Annotated in this window: 14 protein-coding genes, 1 tRNA gene and 1 pseudogene; 12 read left to right on the top strand and 4 right to left on the bottom strand. The window is 53.9% G+C overall.

From position 1 onward, the window contains the following. Positions 1-2: 2 nt before the first annotated feature. The gene (locus ABTW00_RS21430; RefSeq protein WP_003855929.1) at positions 3-296 is read right to left on the bottom strand and encodes a co-chaperone GroES; all 294 of its coding nucleotides are present in this window, start codon (positions 294-296) and stop codon (positions 3-5) included. 252 nt (positions 297-548) lie between these two features. Between ABTW00_RS21430 and yjeH the strand changes: the two genes are divergently transcribed. After that, entirely contained in the window at positions 549-1,784 is a 1,236-nt protein-coding gene (gene yjeH, locus ABTW00_RS21435) for an L-methionine/branched-chain amino acid transporter (protein WP_065356626.1), read from the top strand. A gap of 154 nt (positions 1,785-1,938) precedes the next feature. On the opposite strand, the gene ABTW00_RS21440 is transcribed toward yjeH, so the two are convergent. After that, entirely contained in the window at positions 1,939-2,415 is a 477-nt protein-coding gene (locus ABTW00_RS21440; RefSeq protein ID WP_064546798.1) for an FxsA family protein, read from the bottom strand. Between the two features lie 337 nt (positions 2,416-2,752). Here ABTW00_RS21440 and aspA point away from each other — a divergent pair, with 337 nt between their 5' ends. The 6 genes from aspA (at position 2,753) to ABTW00_RS21470 (ending at position 8,568) form a co-directional block, all read left to right on the top strand. Further along, positions 2,753-4,189, top strand: a complete 1,437-nt coding sequence (gene aspA, locus ABTW00_RS21445; RefSeq protein WP_064546796.1) for an aspartate ammonia-lyase — start codon at positions 2,753-2,755, stop codon at positions 4,187-4,189. A 110-nt stretch (positions 4,190-4,299) separates the two neighbouring features. After that, positions 4,300-5,601 (top strand): anaerobic C4-dicarboxylate transporter, encoded by a 1,302-nt coding sequence (locus ABTW00_RS21450; RefSeq protein ID WP_065356625.1) that lies wholly within the window; start codon positions 4,300-4,302, stop codon positions 5,599-5,601. A 114-nt stretch (positions 5,602-5,715) separates the two neighbouring features. Continuing rightward, positions 5,716-6,039 carry a divalent cation tolerance protein CutA gene (cutA, locus tag ABTW00_RS21455; protein WP_433637505.1) on the top strand — a complete coding sequence of 108 codons (324 nt, stop codon included), beginning with the start codon at positions 5,716-5,718 and terminating at the stop codon, positions 6,037-6,039. After that, the gene (locus ABTW00_RS21460) at positions 6,015-7,712 is read left to right on the top strand and encodes a protein-disulfide reductase DsbD (protein ID WP_433637508.1); all 1,698 of its coding nucleotides are present in this window, start codon (positions 6,015-6,017) and stop codon (positions 7,710-7,712) included. Before cutA ends, ABTW00_RS21460 begins: the two co-directional genes overlap by 25 nt. Before the next feature lie 45 nt (positions 7,713-7,757). Next, complete coding sequence (locus ABTW00_RS21465; RefSeq protein ID WP_065356623.1) at positions 7,758-8,333, top strand: transcriptional regulator; 576 nt, start codon at positions 7,758-7,760, stop codon at positions 8,331-8,333. A 159-nt stretch (positions 8,334-8,492) separates the two neighbouring features. Beyond that, positions 8,493-8,568, top strand: a tRNA-Phe gene (locus ABTW00_RS21470). 84 nt (positions 8,569-8,652) lie between these two features. Here ABTW00_RS21470 and ABTW00_RS21475 read toward each other — a convergent pair. Next, positions 8,653-8,952, bottom strand: a complete 300-nt coding sequence (locus tag ABTW00_RS21475) for a SymE family type I addiction module toxin (RefSeq protein WP_433637511.1) — start codon at positions 8,950-8,952, stop codon at positions 8,653-8,655. A 283-nt stretch (positions 8,953-9,235) separates the two neighbouring features. Next, entirely contained in the window at positions 9,236-10,294 is a 1,059-nt protein-coding gene (locus ABTW00_RS21480) for a YheC/YheD family protein (RefSeq protein ID WP_065356614.1), read from the bottom strand. Positions 10,295-10,543: 249 nt separating this feature from the next. On the opposite strand from ABTW00_RS21480, the pseudogene ABTW00_RS21485 reads away from it, so the two are divergent. The 5 genes and pseudogenes from ABTW00_RS21485 to ABTW00_RS21505 all read left to right on the top strand — a co-directional run. Further along, positions 10,544-12,178, top strand: a pseudogene (locus ABTW00_RS21485) (Mur ligase); the annotation flags it as partial. A gap of 55 nt (positions 12,179-12,233) precedes the next feature. Then, positions 12,234-12,932, top strand: coding sequence for a cysteine protease LapG (gene lapG / locus ABTW00_RS21490; RefSeq protein WP_433637513.1), 699 nt, complete (start codon positions 12,234-12,236; stop codon positions 12,930-12,932). Between the two features lie 9 nt (positions 12,933-12,941). Beyond that, positions 12,942-14,882, top strand: a complete 1,941-nt coding sequence (gene lapD, locus ABTW00_RS21495; protein ID WP_433637515.1) for a cyclic di-GMP receptor LapD — start codon at positions 12,942-12,944, stop codon at positions 14,880-14,882. A gap of 17 nt (positions 14,883-14,899) precedes the next feature. Beyond that, positions 14,900-15,241, top strand: a complete 342-nt coding sequence (locus ABTW00_RS21500) for a tryptophan synthase subunit beta (RefSeq protein ID WP_065356610.1) — start codon at positions 14,900-14,902, stop codon at positions 15,239-15,241. Positions 15,242-15,576: 335 nt separating this feature from the next. After that, a complete protein-coding gene (locus ABTW00_RS21505) occupies positions 15,577-18,462 on the top strand; it encodes a retention module-containing protein (RefSeq protein ID WP_433637518.1) in 2,886 nt (961 codons plus the stop codon). Positions 18,463-19,194 lie beyond the last annotated feature (732 nt).

Raw genomic sequence — 19,194 nt, forward strand, 5'->3', positions numbered from 1 at the left:
TCTTACGCTTCAACAATTGCCAGGATGTCGCTTTCAGACATGATCAACACTTCTTCATTGTCGATCTTCTCAGATTTCACGCCGTAGCCATCGTTGAAAATCACGATGTCACCAACTTTAACGTCCAGCGGCTGCACGGTTCCGTTTTCCAGGATGCGGCCCTTACCGACAGCGATGATTTCGCCACGAGTTGATTTTGCTGCCGCAGAACCGGTCAGAACGATGCCGCCAGCAGATTTGGTTTCAACTTCTTTGCGTTTGACGATCACACGATCATGTAACGGACGAATACTCATTGATAGCTCTCCTTTGAGAAAGTCATTATCAGTTATGGGTGACGCCGGGCCGTACACGGTTTTCCGGCTAGTGCCAGAGAGATGGGGATGGTTATTTTGGCCTTCAAGGGGTCACCCTAAAAAAAATTTCGTACCCGATACGAATCGCGATAAATCGCTGAAATACCGGCTTAGAACAGCACAATGCCGCTGGGCCATAAGAAGAGGTGATGTGTTAAAATTTTGCCCTTTGCCAGGGTATGGAAACAAGTCATGTCAGGTCTGAAACAGGAGCTGGGTTTCGCTCAGGGAGTTGGGTTGTTATCGACGTCGCTGCTGGGCACTGGCGTGTTCGCCGTTCCGGCGCTGGGCGCCATCGTCGCCGGGGAGACCAGCCTGTGGGCCTGGCCGGCGCTGATCGTACTGGTTTTCCCGGTGGCGATCGTTTTCGCGCTGCTTGGCCGGCACTTCCCCAGCGCGGGCGGCGTCGCGCACTTTGTGGAGATGGCCTTTGGCCCTCGCCTGGCACGTGTTACCGGCTGGTTGTTCCTGTCGGTGATCCCCGTCGGCCTGCCCGCCGCGCTACACATCGCCTCGGGCTTTACCCAAGCGCTATTCGGCTGGCACGGCTGGCAGTTACTGATGGCCGAAATGGCTACGCTCGGCCTGATCTGGTGGCTGGGCCTGCGCGGTGCCAGCTCCAGCGCCAACCTGCAAACGCTGGTTGCGATATTGATTGTCGCCCTGCTGGCCGCAATCTGGGTGTATGGCGATATCTCATTGAAAGCCATTCCTTTCCCGGCGCTACCGGATGTTGAAATATCGCCGCTATTCGCCGCGCTGTCGGTAATGTTCTGGTGCTTTGTCGGCCTTGAGGCGTTTGCCCATATGGCCTCGGAGTTTCGTCATCCGGAGCGTGACTTCCCGCGCGCGCTGATCGTCGGTCTGCTGCTAGCGGGTATTGTCTACTGGGCCTGTACGGTGCTGGTACTGCACTTCCATGCTTACGGGGCCGCCAACACCGCCGCAGCGTCATTGCCGACCATCGTGGTACAGCTGTTCGGCGTGCAGGCGCTGTGGGTGGCTAGCGTGGTCGGGTTCCTTGCCTGCTTCGCCAGCCTTAACATCTACATACAAAGCTTTGCTCGTCTGGTGTGGTCGCAGGCGCAGCATAAGCCAGAGAGCTACCTGGCTCGCCTCTCCCCCGGGCTGGTGCCGCGCAACGCGCTGAGCGTGGTGATTGGCAGCTGCATGGTGAGCACACTTGCCAGCTACTGGCTTAACATCAATCTTGATGCGCTCATCATTTACGCCAACGGCATTTTTATTATGATTTATCTGCTGTGCATGTTGGCCGGCTGCAAGCTGCTGATGGGGCGTTACCGGGTATTGTCGGTGATTGGCGTGGCGCTGTGCCTGCTGCTGCTGGCGATGGTGGGATGGAAGAGCCTGTACGCGGTGATTATGCTGGCTGCGCTGTGGGTGCTGCTGCCGAAAAGAAGCGCGTAGCCATAAAGAAGCGCGTAGCCATATTGATTGCCGGATGGCGGCGTTGCCTTATCCGGCCTACGCGCCATTTGTCAGCCTGATAAGCACAGCGCCATCAGGCAATAAAAAAAGCCGGAGCGCGTCACGCGAGCCGGCTTTTTATCATCACCCTCAGTTACGGGCGGTTATCGTCTTTGTGGTCCAGTTGGTCAGGACGTTCGTCTTTACGCTGATACTCCCCGTCAAAGGTTTGCCCGCCGTTGGTCCCACCGGCAAAACCTCCACCCGGCATGCGCCCGAAATGCAGGTGCGGCATCAGCTTCACGGTCAGGTGCTTTTGCACCGGCGGCAGCAACAGCACCAGGCCGAGGAAGTCGGTAAAGAAGCCCGGCAGAAGCAGCAGAAGGCCCGCGAGGATCAGCGATACGCTTTTGATCATCTCCGCCGCAGGGCTCTCGCCCGCCTGCATTTTTTCCTGCATCAGCATCAGGTTTTTGAAGCCCTGGTTACGGACCAGCGACATGCCGATCACCGAGGTAAAAATAACCAGAATCAACGTCATCAGGACGCCAAACACATGGGCGACCTGGATAAAAATAGATATCTCAATGTAAACATAGAGAAATATGGCAATTAACGGTATCCAGCGCACTGGCATCTCCTGTGAGGTCAACAACGCGTATCACGCGCTTGCAGCGAGTCATCATTCTCTGCATTAAACTAAAGTGGTGGTCAATCGCCGTTTTTCAATCAGAGACGATTGATATTTTTGTCAACAATCGTCAAGCGGTGATTCATTTCACAAATCAATAATTCTTATCTGTTCCGCCTGATAATAAGTGATCCAGATTACTGCAATCCGCTATCATCAGCATATGATCATGGACACCGGGCCGTTTAAGGAAATAATCTGCGGTCAGAAAAACGCATGACCACAAAAATCCTGCGTATTTGGTGAAATCATTGGCAGCTCGCAAAAGAAGGTTCACATGCTAAACAACATTCGTATCGAAGAAGATCTGTTAGGTACCAGGGAAGTTCCTGCTGACGCTTACTACGGCGTTCATACTCTGAGAGCGATTGAAAACTTTTACATCAGTAACAGTAAAATCAGCGACATCCCGGAGTTCGTGCGCGGGATGGTCATGGTGAAGAAAGCGGCGGCCCTGGCGAACAAAGAGCTACAAACCATTCCTAAGGGCGTGGCGAATGCCATCATTGCGGCCTGTGATGAAGTGCTGAACAACGGCAAATGCATGGATCAGTTCCCGGTAGACGTCTATCAGGGCGGCGCGGGCACCTCCGTCAACATGAACACCAACGAGGTACTGGCAAACATCGGCCTGGAGCTGATGGGCCACCAGAAAGGTGAATACCAGTACCTGAACCCGAACGACCACGTCAATAAATGCCAGTCCACTAACGATGCCTATCCGACCGGTTTCCGCATCGCGGTGTATGCCTCAATCGTGAAGCTGGTTGATGCTATTCATCAGTTAGGTGAAGGCTTCCAGCGTAAAGCCGTTGAGTTCCAGGACGTGCTGAAAATGGGCCGTACCCAGCTGCAGGACGCGGTACCAATGACCCTGGGCCAGGAATTCCACGCCTTCAGCGTGCTGCTGAACGAAGAGACCAAAAACCTGCTGCGCACCGCAGAACTGCTGCTGGAAGTGAACCTCGGCGCCACCGCCATCGGTACCCGCCTGAACACCCCGGATGGCTACCAGCAGTTAGCGGTACAGAAACTGGCGGAAGTCAGCAATCTGGCGGTCGTTCCGGCAGAAGATCTGATTGAAGCGACCTCCGACTGCGGCGCATACGTCATGGTCCACAGCTCACTGAAACGCCTGGCGGTGAAAATGTCGAAGATCTGCAACGACCTTCGCCTGCTCTCCTCCGGCCCGCGCGCTGGCCTGAATGAAATCAACCTGCCGGAGCTGCAGGCCGGTTCTTCCATCATGCCAGCCAAAGTGAACCCGGTGGTGCCAGAAGTGGTGAACCAGGTGTGCTTCAAGGTGATCGGCAACGACACCACCGTCACCATGGCCTCCGAAGCGGGTCAGCTGCAGCTGAACGTGATGGAGCCGGTGATTGGCCAGGCGCTGTTTGAGTCTATCCACATCCTGACTAACGCCTGCTACAACCTGCTGGAAAAATGCGTCGACGGCATCACCGCGAATAAAGCAGTGTGCGAAAGCTACGTCTACAACTCCATCGGTATTGTCACCTACCTGAACCCGTTCATCGGCCACCACAACGGCGACATCGTCGGGAAAATCTGTGCCGAAACCGGTAAGAGCGTGCGTGAAGTAGTACTGGAGCGCGGCCTGCTGACGGAAGCGGAGCTGGACGATATCTTCTCGCCGCAGAACCTGATGCACCCGGCCTATAAAGCGAAGCGTTATACCGATGAAAGCGAACAATAGTCTTTCTGACTAATAAACTGAGGCATGTCATGATGACATGCCTTTTTTGTTTCTATAATTCACGAAAACACAACAATTACATATCAACTTGGTAAACAAGGAAGGCTAATATGTTTGGAGCAGAACTGGTCATTGTGCTTCTTGCCATCTACTTAGGGGCAAGACTCGGGGGGATAGGCATCGGCTTTGCCGGCGGCTTCGGCGTGCTGGTGCTGACGCTGATTTTTCAAATTAAACCCGGTGCCATACCGTTTGACGTCATTGAAATCATTATGGCGGTTATCGCCGCGATTGCCGCCATGCAAATCGCTGGCGGGATGGATTATCTGGTCAGTCTCGCCGAACGGCTGCTGCGGCGACATCCCAAATACATCACCTTCCTCGCCCCGCTGGTCACCTGGTTTATGACCATCCTCGCGGGTACCGGGCACACGGCGTTCTCCACGCTGCCGGTGATTACCGAAGTGGCGAAAGAACAGGGCATCCGCCCTTCCCGCCCGCTCTCCATCGCTGTGGTAGCTTCGCAGATTGCCATTACCGCTTCGCCGATTTCGGCGGCGGTGGTGTTCTTCGCCGGTATCCTCGAGCCGATGGGCGTGAGCTACCTGACGCTGCTGGCTATCTGTATTCCGGTGACGCTGATAGCCGTCCTGCTGACCTCCATCGTCTGTAACTTCCTTGGCTGTGAACTGAAGGATGACCCGGTATATCAGGAACGTCTGGCCAAAGGGGAAGTGCGCCTGCGCGGCAGTAAGGTCTTTGACCTGAAGCCGCACGCTAAGCGCTCGGTGCTGCTGTTCCTGGTCGGCATTGTCGCGGTGATGTTCTACGCCACCGCCATCAGCGACACCGTCGGGCTAATTCAGAACCCGGTTCTGCCGCGTAACGAAGCGATCGTGGTGTTTATGCTGACCATCGCGACGCTCATCTGCATCACCTGTAAAGTCGATACCGGCGAGATCCTCAATGCCAGCACCTTTAAGTCCGGCATGAGCGCCTGCGTCTGCGTACTGGGCGTCGCATGGCTGGGCGATACCTTCGTGAAAGCGCACATCGCCGACATTCAGGCGGTGGCGGGCGATCTGCTGCAAAACTATCCGTGGCTGCTGGCAGTGGTGCTGTTCTTTGCCGCTACCCTGCTTTACTCCCAGGCGGCGACCACGAAAGCGCTGATGCCTGCGGCGCTCATGCTTGGCGTCACTCCGCTGACGGCAATTGCATCTTTCGCCGCCGTCTCCGCGCTGTTCGTGTTACCCACCTATCCAACGCTGCTGGCGGCGGTAGAAATGGACGACACCGGCTCCACCCGTATCGGCAAGTACGTGTTTAACCACGCGTTTCTGATCCCGGGCGTGATTGCCATTGCCCTCTGCGTTATCCTCGGCTTCATCTTTGGCGGGCTGATGCTCTAACCCTGTGACGCCGTGTAAAAATCGTTAAGGTCGGGCCGCTCTGCGGCCCGATTCACTCAACCCTCTCCAGGTGCCGTGCTATAGTGCCTCTTTTCATCAATAACGAGGTTTACAATGAGCACTCCCGACGCTGTAGTGGTCCTCTGTACTGCTCCGGATGAAGCCACCGCCCAGGATCTGGCGGCAAAAGTACTGGCGGAAAAATTAGCGGCCTGCGCCACCCTGCTACCCGGCGCGACCTCGCTATACTATTGGGAGGGGAAGCTCGAGCAGGAGTATGAAGTGCAAATGCTGCTAAAAACCGACCTTGCCCACCAGCAGGCGTTGCTGGACTGCCTGAAGTCGCATCACCCGTACCAAACGCCAGAACTGTTAGTGTTACCCGTTACTCACGCAGATGTTGATTATCTCTCATGGCTCAACGCATCCTTACGCTGATCCTGCTGCTGTGCAGCACCTCAGCTTTCGCCGCCGGGTTGTTTGACGGACCCGGCCGCAGCAATTTTATTCCTGCTGACCAGGCATTTGCCTTTGATTTTCAGCAGAGCCAGCATGACGTAAATCTGAGCTGGCAGGTGAAAGAGGGCTACTATCTCTATCGCCAGCAGATCAAAATTAACCCGGCCAACGCCAGCATTGCCCCGCTACAGCTCCCCAAAGGCGAACCGCATAACGACGAGTTCTACGGCAAAAGCGAAATCTATCGCCAGCACCTGGTCGTGCCGGTGACGCTGACACAGGCCAGCCACGGGGCGACGCTGACGGTGACCTATCAGGGCTGCGCCGACGCGGGTTTCTGCTACCCGCCGGAAACCCGAACCGTGCCGCTGAACGCGGTGACGCAAGCCGCACAGACATCTCCCGCGCTCCCCTCCGGAGTGAAGGGCGACACGAGTTCGGATCTCCCGTTCTCTGCCCTTTGGGCGCTCTTAATCGGTATCGGCATCGCCTTCACCCCCTGCGTGCTGCCGATGTACCCGCTGATCTCCGGTATTGTCCTTGGCGGTAAACAGCGCCTCTCTACCGCCCGCGCGCTGCTGCTGGCCTTTATCTACGTGCAGGGCATGGCGCTAACCTACACCGCCCTCGGCCTGGTGGTCGCTGCCGCCGGGATGCAGTTCCAGGCCGCGCTGCAGCACCCGTATGTGTTGATCGGCCTGTCGGCGGTGTTTGTCCTGCTGGCGCTATCAATGTTTGGCGCCTTCTCGCTCCAGCTGCCGTCTTCCTTGCAAACCCGTCTGACCCTGATGAGCAATCGTCAGCAAGGGGGTTCCCTCGGCGGCGTGTTCGCGATGGGGGCGATTGCCGGGCTTATCTGTTCGCCGTGCACCACCGCGCCGCTGAGCGCTATTCTGCTGTATATCGCCCAGAGCGGTAATCTGTGGCTCGGCGGCGGTACGCTGTACCTCTACGCACTGGGCATGGGGCTACCGCTGATTCTGGTCACCGTGTTCGGCAACCGTCTGCTGCCAAAAAGCGGGCCGTGGATGGCGCACGTCAAAACCGCCTTTGGTTTTGTCATCCTCGCGCTGCCGGTGTTCCTGCTGGAACGCATTATCGGCGATGTATGGGGGCTGCGGCTGTGGTCGATGCTCGGCGTGGCTTTCTTCGGCTGGGCATTTATCACCAGTCTCGGGCTGAACAAGCCGTGGCAGCGCATCGGGCAAATTGTTCTGCTGGCCGCGGCGCTGGTTAGCGTGCGTCCGCTTCAGGATTGGGTCTTTGGCCAGACGGTCACGCAGAGTCAGGCGCACCTCAACTTTACCCGCATCAGCAACGTAGAGTCGCTGAACGCCGCGCTGGCCAACGCCCGCGGTAAACCGGTGATGCTCGATCTCTACGCCGACTGGTGCGTCGCCTGCAAAGAGTTTGAGAAGTACACCTTTAGCGACCCGCAGGTGCAGCAGGCGCTGCAAAATACGGTACTGTTACAGGCAGATGTGACGGCTAACAGCGCACAGGACGTGGCGCTGCTAAAACATTTACAGGTACTGGGCTTGCCGACCATCCTCTTCTTTGATGAAGACGGCAACGAGCAGCCCGTCCTACGGGTAACCGGCTTTATGGACGCCGCCGCGTTCCGCGCGCATTTGCGCGATCGCCAACCGTAGACAACACTTTGAGACGGATAGCCGTCGGGAACGGAGGAGAATACCGTGCAACGCGAAGATGTATTAGGAGAAGCCCTGCAGCTCCTTGAGCAAGAAGGGATTGCAAGCACCACGCTGGAGATGGTGGCCGAGCGCGTGGACCGCCCACTCGATGAACTGCGCCGCTTCTGGCCGGACAGCGAAGCGCTGCTGTATGACGCGCTACGCTATTTAAGCCAGCAGGTAGAGACCTGGCGTCGCCAGCTGATGCTCAACGAAGAGATGACCGCCGAAGAGAAACTGCTGGCTCGCTATCCGGCGTTGACCAACTGCGTGACCAAAAACCGCTACCCCGGCTGCCTGTTTATCGCCGCCTGCACCTTCTACCCGGACGCCGAACACCCGATTCATCAGCTCGCCAACCAGCAGAAGCAGGCCGCATTCCACTTCACTCATGAGCTGCTGACCCAGCTGGAAGTGGACGACCCCACGATGGTGGCGAAACAGATGGAGCTGGTGCTGGAAGGCTGCCTCAGTCGCATGCTGGTCAATCGCAGCCAGGTTGATGTGGACACCGCCTATCGTCTTGCAGAAGACATTCTGCGCTTCGCCCAGTGCCGAACAAACGGCGCGCTGACCTGAGCCAGCACGCCCGGCCACGCGAATGACTGCCTGGTGGCAGCTCGATTTGCGCCATCGTTCGGCATGAACGCGTAGATTGCCGCAATAGTAAGCAGTTGAACCGTTTTTCGCTGATTTTGGTTGACGCGAGAGAGCGACTACGGTTTAATGCGCTCCGTTGCCCGGATAGCTCAGTCGGTAGAGCAGGGGATTGAAAATCCCCGTGTCCTTGGTTCGATTCCGAGTCCGGGCACCACTTATTCAGAAAACCCAGCCTATGGCTGGGTTTTTGCTTTTCTGCATCCGAATCTTTATCAGCCAAATTCGCTGATTCAGCCTCTTAAAGTGCGTTCAGCACTTCCGCTTTCACCGTTTTTATCGCCTGCTTCATCTGTTTAAGCTGCTTGCGCAGGGCTTGCACTTCATCGCCGTCAGGAATAAGTACAATGCAGTCTCCGGCAATCTGCACTGTGACACCAGTACCGGTGTAGAAGCCAGCGTCTTTGAGCCATTTCCCGCTCAGGTTAAGAGCTGGTGTGCTGGGGCGGTTCTGGTTGGGAACATAGCTGACGGTGTAGCGGCGCTCGGTTTTGCCGGTTTTTTCGGATGATGGATGAGTTGGGGTGGGGATCGTTGCCATGTGGGCATCCTCCTGTAACGGGTTAAACGTCCGCCACAGGAGAGGTCAATCCCGACACCTGATTTTGCAGGTGCGTGTAGAAAGTACCGCTATCGTTAACCCGCCGCAATCCGCTCCCGGACTGCCTGAAAACGCGATGGTTATTCTGGAATCCCCCTCGCAAAATCCTCTGCAACCCCGCCGTTTTCCGTTACCCTGGTGCCGCAGGCACCCGGCAGATCAACACCCCACCCAGGACTCCCGTATGCTGCTGGCGACCCAGCACTCATAACACGGCGGGTCATCATACCTTCGAACGCTGACGTTCGGCATAATCTCGCGCTAACCATATTGCATATTCCATGCGAGGAATCGCAGCCTCCAGAGCAAAAAACTTTGCCCCGGGACAGCTGTTAACTTCGAAAATCCATAATTTTCCTTCTCTATCAACGCCAATATCAATACCGAGTGCATCAATCATAAACTCTGGATACAGAGACTGAAATTTTGCAGGGAATGATTTCGCCAGCGCTCTTAGGTCATTGAGAATCTGACGGCCTTTGTCCTGTCCAAACTGTACAGTCAGAAAAGAGCTTGCACTCGCCATGCTCCCGCCTGCTGAAATATTAGAAACAATGGTATCTCCTGCACCAATTCGTGCATAGATCTTCACCAACTTCCATCGGGCTTCTGCCCCTCGTCGGACATGAATCCGAATATCGAAAGGAAGTCCATGGCTGCTTCGACTCTCAACATATTTTTGCAGAAGGTAGTGCTTTTCTCCGATAACATCATGATAAAAATTCGCTAAATCAGCGGTGCTTAACTCGCTTACCTTACCGCAGTGATTAACCCTAACCCCCCCCTCAATGCGCTCAAAGTAACTTACATTCGACCCTTGAGATCCGCGCATTGGCTTAATAACAAATCTCTCGAAGACCCCTGCTGCATGAGTAAAATCAGTTAATGTATTAATAGAATAATCAGGGATCAATAACTCTTCGTAGATACCAGCTTTCTTTATTCGGTTGAATGTGGTCAGTTTGCCGCCTAATAAATGCATGGTGAACGGCGCATTCTGAGTAAGAACAGAAAAAATGTCCTTGCGCCTAAGAGAGCGCTCGTCATTTTCAATGACATCAGGGAAATCACTAACGATAGTTCGCCATTGACCATCAACATAATGTAATGCATTTATTTTTTTCTTATTTATATCAACGTCGTCAGGTGTAAAATATATCAATTTCGCATTTTGCATTGCAGCAGCGTGGGCATTGGCTACAATGGCATTACCTGGGCGGCCTGCGCTTCGGATCATCCCTACGACGAGTGTTTTTTTTGTTGATACCCGTTGTTCATCCATTCATTTATTCCTTTTCCGGCACAAACAATTAATTATCCTTAGCCCATTATCTGCATTAGGCCTTACGTTTTATGCATTCTGAGCTACAACTTTTTACTAACGTGTAATATCCTAAACCAGGGTTATATCAGGATAATGCATCATATATTAAGCAAACTACTGCGCGTGCTTGCACAAAACAATAATCATAGTGGTATGCTGAGTAAATAGTTTCTCGATAAGGATGTTCTGGCAAGACAAGGAGAATAAATGCCCCTCAACCATTTACTTGCACCTATCCGGCTCCAGGTTGACAAACTGGCAATTTCCGCGCAACCGTCCCCCTTTCCCGGCTATATCCTTTTCCTGAGCGCTAGCAATGGTGAGGAACGCGCCTATACCGCCTATGCCTGCGGCAGCACGCTCGATGAAGCCTGGCAGCGCGCGGCGGACGATTTACAGCTCTGGGAAAACCAGCAGCCACGGTCTTTACTCTGGCTACGCGCCGATTTTGTCGACAAAATTCAGACCCTGCGCTGGGACGAACTACAGGATAAATTTGGCAAAACCAAGCGTAACTACTTTCGCTTTGGTCTGAGCCTCACGCCTGATTTCCAGCGTCCCATTCTCGAACAGGAAATTTACGCCAACGCACTGCTGTATCACGGTAGTGAAGGCGTTGCGACACCCAATGCGACGAATCTGGCGCACTACGCACGCTGGCGTTTCGGCACCGCACTGAGCTGGCCGGATAAACCAGAACAGCTTATCTGGCGTTTCACCACCCGCAGCCTGTTCTGCGATGGCAAGCAGGTGTACCCCATCGAATCCAATGGTCGCAATTCCGGCTATCGTCAGTTGTCGCACTGGCAGGAAGAGGCGCTCGATCCGATGATCTTCTCCGCCAGCGACTATCTGGCTCGTCAGGTGAAAAAATCGGGGCGCTACCATTACGGTTGGTTCCCCTGCTTCGACCGCGCGATCCCAACCTATAACGCTCTACGCCACGCCAGTTCAACCTACGCGCTGCTCGAAGGCTGGGAAGTGACGCAAAATGAAACCCAGTTTGCGGCGATTGAGCGCGCGCTGCACGACCTGTCGAGCGAACTTATCGAAACGCGCCGCCTGCCGGACGGCAGCGATGCTGACTTCCTGATCGACACCGGCGGCGAGATTAAACTTGGCGGCAATGCGGTCTCTATTCTGGCGATGGTCAAGTACACTGAACTGACCGGTGACGAACGTTATCTCCCGCAGATGCAGCGACTGGCTAACGGCATCGGTTTTATGCAAAAGCCGGAGACCGGCGGCTTTAATCACGTTCTGCACGCCGCCGATCTGTCGCTGAAAGCCGAACACCGCATCATCTATTACGATGGGGAAGCCGCCTTCGCGCTGATGCGTCTGTACGGCCTGACAAAAGCGCCGCGCTGGCTGGCTATCGTTGAGCGCGCCATGGATCACTTTATCGCGCAGAAGCATTGGCAGGCTCACGACCACTGGCTAAGCTACTGTGTAAACGAGTTAACGCTGTACCGTCCGCTTGAGCGTTATTATCAGTTTGGCCTGGACAACGTGCGCGATCACCTGGACTTCGTGATCAACCGGGTCACCACCTATCCGACGCTGCTCGAACTGATGATGGCGGCGTCGCGCATGCTAAGCCGTCTGGCGACTTCCGAGCATCGTCACCTGCTGGACGGGTTCGATCTGGAGAAGTTCAACCTGGCGCTGGAGACGCGGGCGCGCTACCTCGCGAACGGCTTTTTCTGGCCTGAGCTGGCGATGTTCTTCAAAAATCCGTCCCGCATCGTGGGCAGTTTTTTCATTCGTCACCACAGTTTCCGGGTGCGAATTGATGATGTCGAACACTACCTTTCCGGCTATGTTGCTTACCGAAAACACTGGCGCCATCAGCATGACAAGACGACATAATCCCTTAATGATGAGCGTTTGCTGAATGAAGCGCCTGCGGGATATCGTACGTCCACTTATCTGGAAACGCTGGCTGTCGTTGTTTCTGGCCCTACTGCTATTGGTGCCGCCCGAACTGAGCGCGGGATGGGATTTCAATACCATCAACGAGCGAACGCAACGGCTATATGGCCCCACGACGCCCGCTGCCCAGCGCAATATCGATGCCTGGGAGGCGTTGCTTAAACAGCCGACGCAGGGCAACATTCAGGCCACCCTGAACCGCGTGAACCAATTTTTTAATTCGCGCATCCGCTTTGTGGACGATATAACGGTTTGGGGGCAAGAGGATTACTGGGCAACCCCGGTGGAAGCTCTGCGCAAGGGCGCGGGAGATTGCGAAGACTACGCGCTGGCCAAATATTTTACCCTACGTGAATTAGGTGTTCCGGCAAGCCAGCTGCGGATTACCTACGTTAAAGCATTACAATTAAATCAGGCACATATGGTTGTAACATGGTATTCGACGCCGGACGCTATTCCGCTGGTTCTCGATAACCTGAAGCCCGCCATATTACCCGCCACCGCCCGCAGCGATCTGCTCCCTGTTTATTCCTTTAACGGGGAAGGTTTATGGATCCCGCAGGCCAGCGGCAGCAAGCGCGTTGGCGACAGTAAACGACTTTCACGTTGGCAGGATCTTCTCACCAGGATGCGTGCAGAAGGGTTTGTAATTAATGAATAGGAAGCGGTCATGTCCCTTTATAAACAGCTACTGATTGGCATCTGCCTGTTTACGCTGACGATCTTCTGCGGCAACTTTTTTGCCACGCTGGAAAGCTCGCGCGAGCAGTATCATAACCAGCTGAGCGCGCATGCCCAGGATGCCGCCACGGCGCTCGGCCTATCGTTGACCGCACATATCGACGACCCGGTCATGACCGAGCTGATGGTGAACTCCATTTTCGATAGCGGTTACTTCTACCGTATTCAGGTGGTCGATATCAAAACGGGTAAACCCATTATTGAACGCCAGAACATCCCGCCCAGCGCCAACGTGCCGGGCTGGTTCGCCAGCGTGGTACATCTGAATCCTGGCCATGGCGAAGCCATCGTCATGCGCGGCTGGACGCAAGCTGCGCGGGTAGAAGTGGTCAGCCACCCGATGTTCGCGCTGTCGCGCCTGTGGAGCAGCCTGGTCGCCAGCTTCCTGTGGCTGACCGGCTGTAGCGCGCTGTGTATTCTGGGCGCGATGTTCCTGCTGCGCCACCGTCTGCGTCCTCTGAACTATATCGTGGAACAAGCCACCGCGATCAGCCGCCGTGAGTTCCTGAGCCTACCTGCACTACCGAAAACACCGGAGCTGCGTCGGGTCGTCGAAGCGACCAATATGATGGTCACCCAGCTTAAAGCGCTGTTTAGCGAGCAGGCTCAGCGCACCGAAATATTGCGACAGGAAGCCTATAACGACAGTCTTACCGGTCTGAACAACCGTCGCGCGTTTGACATAAAATTTCAGACCCGCCTCAGCGATGAGGACCACGCCGACGGCAACCTGATCCTGCTGCGTGTGCAGGACCTGATGGGGCTTAACCAGCGCCTTGGCGGCGCCAGCACCGATAAATTACTCAAAGCGGTAGCCGATATTCTCAGCAGCCTCCAGCAGCGCTTTTTTCACAGCGAAGGCTTCGTCGCCCGCGTACGCGGCGGTGAGTTCGCGATTATCACCGCCCCCGTTCTTCCCACTGAGATGGAGAGCTTCGCAAACTCGCTGCACACACAGTTGAAGGCGCTCTATGAAACGGGCTTGAGCGACGTCAACCCGGTGGCGCATTTTGCTGAAGTCGCTTTCCACTATGGCGATACACCGCAAAACCTACTGCGTCAGGCGGACCAGATTCTGGTGGCTGCCGAAGCCGATATGCGCACCTTCGTCGACCCGGCATTGGCCGCGCAGCCAACGCCGGATGAGGACCATCACCACTGGCATCAGCGCCTGACGGAGATTCTGGATAAAGAAGCCTTTGAGCTGTATTCGCAGCCCGTGTACGAGTGCAATAGCAAACACGTTGTTCTGCATCGTAAAATTCTGGCGCGTATTAAAACCGCAGAGGGCGAAATTATCCCAGCAGGTCGTTTCATCCCTTGGGTTCGCCGTCTGGCCCTGGGACGTCGTATGGACGTCGTTATGCTCAAACAAACGCTGCGTGCGATGGAAAGCACCACCCACGCTTTTGCGCTCAGTATTAGCGGCGAAAGCGTCGCGGACGACGAGGGGTTGAACGCCCTGCTTCAGCCGCTGAAAGCAGCGCGCCACCTGGCATCGCGGCTGACGCTCGAGCTGGATGAGAACGAACTACCGGAGCCAGAACGCGTCAGCGTGCTGGTGAAAAAACTACAGGAGCTGGGCTGCGGCCTGGGAATTCAGCATTTCGGCGGTCGCTTCCATCTGATTGGCAACCTGCCGCAGTGGGGGCTGGCGTGGATTAAGGTCGACGGCGGCTATATTCACCACATCAATGAAGAAGAAGATAAAAAACTCTTTATAGAAGCTATTTATTGGGCGACACGCCAGATCAATGTCCCCCTTATCGCCGAACGTGTGGAGAACGAAGGCGAGCTGGCCGTGCTGGAGAAAATTGGCCTGTATGGCGCAATGGGCCGCTATTTTAGCGATGCCAGCACACTACAATAATTTTCAGGAGAGCAGCCATGCATTTTATTGAACGCGATGGTGAAGGACGGATCGTTCGGGTTGAGGCCGCTGAATTCAGGGGCATGACAGAGCAAAGTGCGGAGACAACCGCAGAGATTGGCGAATGGCTGAAGGTGGAAAGCCTACGTGCGGCCACGCTACAGCGTCTGCAGCAGAGCGACCTGGATATGGTCCGCGTGCTGGAAGACCTCATTGAGGTGCTGATGAGCAAAGGGGTTATCAGCATCACCGACCTCCCGCCAGCAGCACAAAACAAACTGTTAAACCGTGCGCAAGCGCGTCAGACGCTGAGCGGGTTGGAAGGGCTTATTGGCGATGATGAGGAAAGACTAATATAACCCAATAATTAAGCTGACTATTTAAGGCGCATTAATAATGTGCCTTAAATATTATTAGTGCTCTAACCGTCGATATTTCCCCTCCTATAATTAGCGGCTTCTTACAGCCATACCGGATTAAAACAACATTAAAATCAAAGAATAAATCCTCAATTCGTCATATCTTAGGACAAAGATACGACCTATCGTCGGTTCCGGGTGTATTACAGCGTTCGAAATATCAGTACTATTAATCCGTCTAGCTGAAATCCCCTTCATAGTTCGGCGATAACAAAACGATAAAAAATATTACAGCGGAAACGGAAAAAACCGCGCAAGTCCAATGGGAGAGCAGAATGAGCGGTATAGCCGGAACAATTAAAGCGATTATCGGCCTGGTCTTCGCCATTTCACCAGATGGAACACGACGCCTGCTCGTTGAGGGCGATAAAATTCTCAGCGGCGAGCAAATTGAAACTGGCGCTAACGGAGCCGTCACTCTCGCTCTCCCGAATGGAAAAACGCTGGATCTCGGCCGCGACAGCCACTGGGATGGCAGCCATAGTATCGCCATCACACCTGCGGCAACGGATACCGCGGATATTGCCGCCATTCAGCAGGCCATTGCCGACGGCCAGGATCCGACACAAATTCTTGAGGCTACCGCCGCAGGTCCACAAACAGCCACCGGCAGCGGTGAACCCGGTGCTGGCGGTGCCCATACTCACGTTATCCTGGATCTCACCGGCGAAAGAGTCGATCCCACCGCTGGATATCCGACAGAAGGCATAGATTTCCCCAATACGCCATTAGAAGAGGAACTGACGGTCCTGGAGCGATCGGATGCAGTGGATGAGGGTGACTCTGATTCGGACAGTGACTCGGACTCCGACAGCGATTCGGATTCGGACAGTGACTCTGACTCGGACAGCGACTCGGATTCGGACAGCGACTCAGACTCTGACAGTGACTCGGACTCTGATAGCGATTCGGATTCCGACAGTGACTCTGACTCGGACAGCGACTCGGATTCGGACAGCGACTCAGACTCTGACAGTGACTCGGACTCTGATAGCGATTCGGATTCTGACAGCGACTCCGACAGCGATTCGGATTCGGACAGTGACTCTGACTCGGACTCCGATTCCGACAGCGATTCGGATTCTGACAGTGACTCTGACTCGGACTCCGATTCCGACAGCGATTCAGACTCCGACAGCGATTCGGATTCGGACAGCGACTCAGACTCTGACAGTGACTCAGACTCCGACAGCGATTCGGATTCTGACAGCGACTCTGACTCCGACAGCGATTCGGATTCTGACAGTGACTCTGACTCGGACTCCGATAGCGACTCGGATTCGGACAGCGACTCAGACTCTGACAGTGACTCGGACTCTGATAGCGATTCGGATTCTGACAGCGACTCGGACTCCGACAGCGATTCCGATTCCGACAGCGACTCGGACTCCGACAGCGACTCCGATTCCGATTCCGACAGCGACTCGGACTCCGACAGCGACTCCGATTCCGACAGCGACTCCGATTCCGACAGTGACTCGGACTCCGATAGCGATTCAGACTCCGACAGTGATTCTGACTCCAACGTCACTCTCAACGTCAACGTGAGCGCGACGGAGTCATCAAAAGTCACGCAGGTAAACGGCGGCAGTAAAGATCCAAGCGGAAATGGTTTTGACGTCGATAGCAACGGAATGATCGTCGCGGTTGGTGCTAACGTGGTGGTTTGGGTCTCCGCCGGGGATATTGGAAAATACGTTTCCAGCGATATTCCTGCTGAAAATATTCACGTTTACGACCAGGGTAATGCTCAGGGTAACGAAGGTAAAACAGACATCTTCGTCCTGCATGAAGACAGTACCTATACCCAAGGTGATGGCACACAGCACTCAATGAACGCGGTGAACGGGAATCGGGAACCAGCGTCGAGTAACGCCAACGATTACATTTTTGTTCCAGGATCATCAAGCTGGAGCTCGTCTGCGGGTTCGGCTAACGTCAATAACAGCATCAACTATTACGAAAGTGTGAACGTCACCATTAACGGTAAAACATATGGTGGCAACAACCGAGTGAGTGAAGTCATCTCCAGCGATGGGAAAGAGGGTCTCGATCCTTCACACCCGGATACCCATACCACCTGGCAGTATGAGCTGAATATTGATGCGAATCTCGATGGTGCGGCGGGTAACGACCATATCTCGTCGATTAAACTCACCGGGCTGCCGCCGGGTACGACGATCGGCTACAACGGCGAAGATTATACGGTTGATGCAAATGGCAATGTGATTATCGATATCGCCGGTGATAGCAACCTGGATATCGATCTCACCTTTACCTCATCGACGCAGATAGACGATCTCGGGTCGATCAAAGTGGAGATTACCACGGAGGTTGATGGTTCATCGCACTCGTCAGGCGATATCGATGCCAACAGTGGCGATCACGCGATCACCATCACTGGCGACGAAGATCATCACACAGAGAGTGGCTCCGCAAATCTGATGACCGCGGATGACGACGTGCACCATGCGGCAGAAACCGCCGATAGCTCGCAGGATAATGTATCTGATAATCATACAGATACTACTGCGTCAGCCGATACCTCAGATAACAGTGCCGGCACCGTTCAACCACAAGAGACAGGTTCGGTTGAACAGCCGAACGATGAGTCAACAGCGGATCTGATTGAAGGAGATAGCGCTGCTGAACACAGTGGAGACGCTAACTCAACCGCCTCTGCAGACGGAACAGATACCGTGGGCGATAGTGCTGCAACGGATCAAGATAGTTCAACCTTGCTGGTTGACCACGATGATCTCGACCTGAGCAATGTCGATCAGGATGCGTCGCTGACGCAACCTGCTGAAGAAAATCCTGAAACATCACTCACTCTTTTGTTGGATGATATCGATAGCCAGCTGAACGGCGCCAATACCGCACAGAGCGTGGAAACACCGGCAGACAACTCAGCCGCGGTTGCCAACAACGGTGAGCCAAATCAGGCGAACGTTATCGATCTCAGCGACATTATTCATGATGACGCCAAAGATCTCAGTTCACTCATTCAGGTTGCTGATTCTGCAGGCAACGACCCTGGAGTTGGGCACGTTCAGGATGTGCCCGCCGAAAGTTCGGGTGGAGACAGTGGAGAGCATTGGGGTGCACATGAGGCCGCCGAACTGGATAGTCTTATTGCACAACCGGATACGGATGCTTAATACTAAAGGGCTAGCATAAGCTGGCCCTTTTCTTTTTCACTGATGAATACATTCAAAAAACCAACGTCTATAAGATAATCTTTCTTATCTATTTTTTATACCAGATGGTCTGAAATAACTTATTGCCACCCAAAAAACACCTACAACAAAGCGATTATAAATACGAAACCACGTTATTTTAATCGAAAAACTTTACTCCATGTATTAACTCGTTAAATTCATTTATGAATCATCCAAATAAAACTCAAAAATCACAAATGAGACACCCCATTTTTATAACAAGATAATCTTATGTATTAGAAGTAATATCGAAATAGAAATCAGCCGATACACAAGCATCAGATCACCTCGTTTATTATCAATGAGTTACAAGAAATAATACAGAAACATTGTTCAAAGCAGCTTGCAAAGAAATACACACCGTTTAATATCAATGAGTTAATCATGGATATCCTTATAAAACACCCTTCATCACTTACTCACCATCAGAAAATAATCACATCCTAATTTCTTTACAGAAAATTCCTACTAAAACGACATTAAAATCAAAGAAAACGTTTTTTTTGCATATTACCTTACCACTATAGCCAATTTTTATTTACCAGACCTCATCTCCATGAGGGTCTGGAATACTATCAGCACACACACAAACGTATTAGCCACAGTGTTTTGTGTTGCAGATGCTGCCATGGAGCCAAGTAATACACCACAACTCTATGAGCCATGAACAAA

Source organism: Kluyvera georgiana (assembly GCF_050990895.1).
Classification (GTDB): Bacteria; Pseudomonadota; Gammaproteobacteria; order Enterobacterales; family Enterobacteriaceae; genus Kluyvera; species Kluyvera georgiana.

Coding starts and splice junctions, on each gene's coding strand:
- ABTW00_RS21430 (WP_003855929.1), bottom strand. CDS start 296: ATGAGTATTCGTCCGTTACATGATCGTGTGATCGTCAAACGCAAAGAA.
- yjeH (WP_065356626.1), top strand. CDS start 549: ATGTCAGGTCTGAAACAGGAGCTGGGTTTCGCTCAGGGAGTTGGGTTG.
- aspA (WP_064546796.1), top strand. CDS start 2,753: ATGCTAAACAACATTCGTATCGAAGAAGATCTGTTAGGTACCAGGGAA.
- ABTW00_RS21450 (WP_065356625.1), top strand. CDS start 4,300: ATGTTTGGAGCAGAACTGGTCATTGTGCTTCTTGCCATCTACTTAGGG.
- cutA (WP_433637505.1), top strand. CDS start 5,716: ATGAGCACTCCCGACGCTGTAGTGGTCCTCTGTACTGCTCCGGATGAA.
- ABTW00_RS21460 (WP_433637508.1), top strand. CDS start 6,015: ATGGCTCAACGCATCCTTACGCTGATCCTGCTGCTGTGCAGCACCTCA.
- ABTW00_RS21475 (WP_433637511.1), bottom strand. CDS start 8,952: ATGGCAACGATCCCCACCCCAACTCATCCATCATCCGAAAAAACCGGC.
- ABTW00_RS21480 (WP_065356614.1), bottom strand. CDS start 10,294: ATGGATGAACAACGGGTATCAACAAAAAAAACACTCGTCGTAGGGATG.
- lapG (WP_433637513.1), top strand. CDS start 12,234: ATGAAGCGCCTGCGGGATATCGTACGTCCACTTATCTGGAAACGCTGG.
- lapD (WP_433637515.1), top strand. CDS start 12,942: ATGTCCCTTTATAAACAGCTACTGATTGGCATCTGCCTGTTTACGCTG.
- ABTW00_RS21500 (WP_065356610.1), top strand. CDS start 14,900: ATGCATTTTATTGAACGCGATGGTGAAGGACGGATCGTTCGGGTTGAG.
- ABTW00_RS21505 (WP_433637518.1), top strand. CDS start 15,577: ATGAGCGGTATAGCCGGAACAATTAAAGCGATTATCGGCCTGGTCTTC.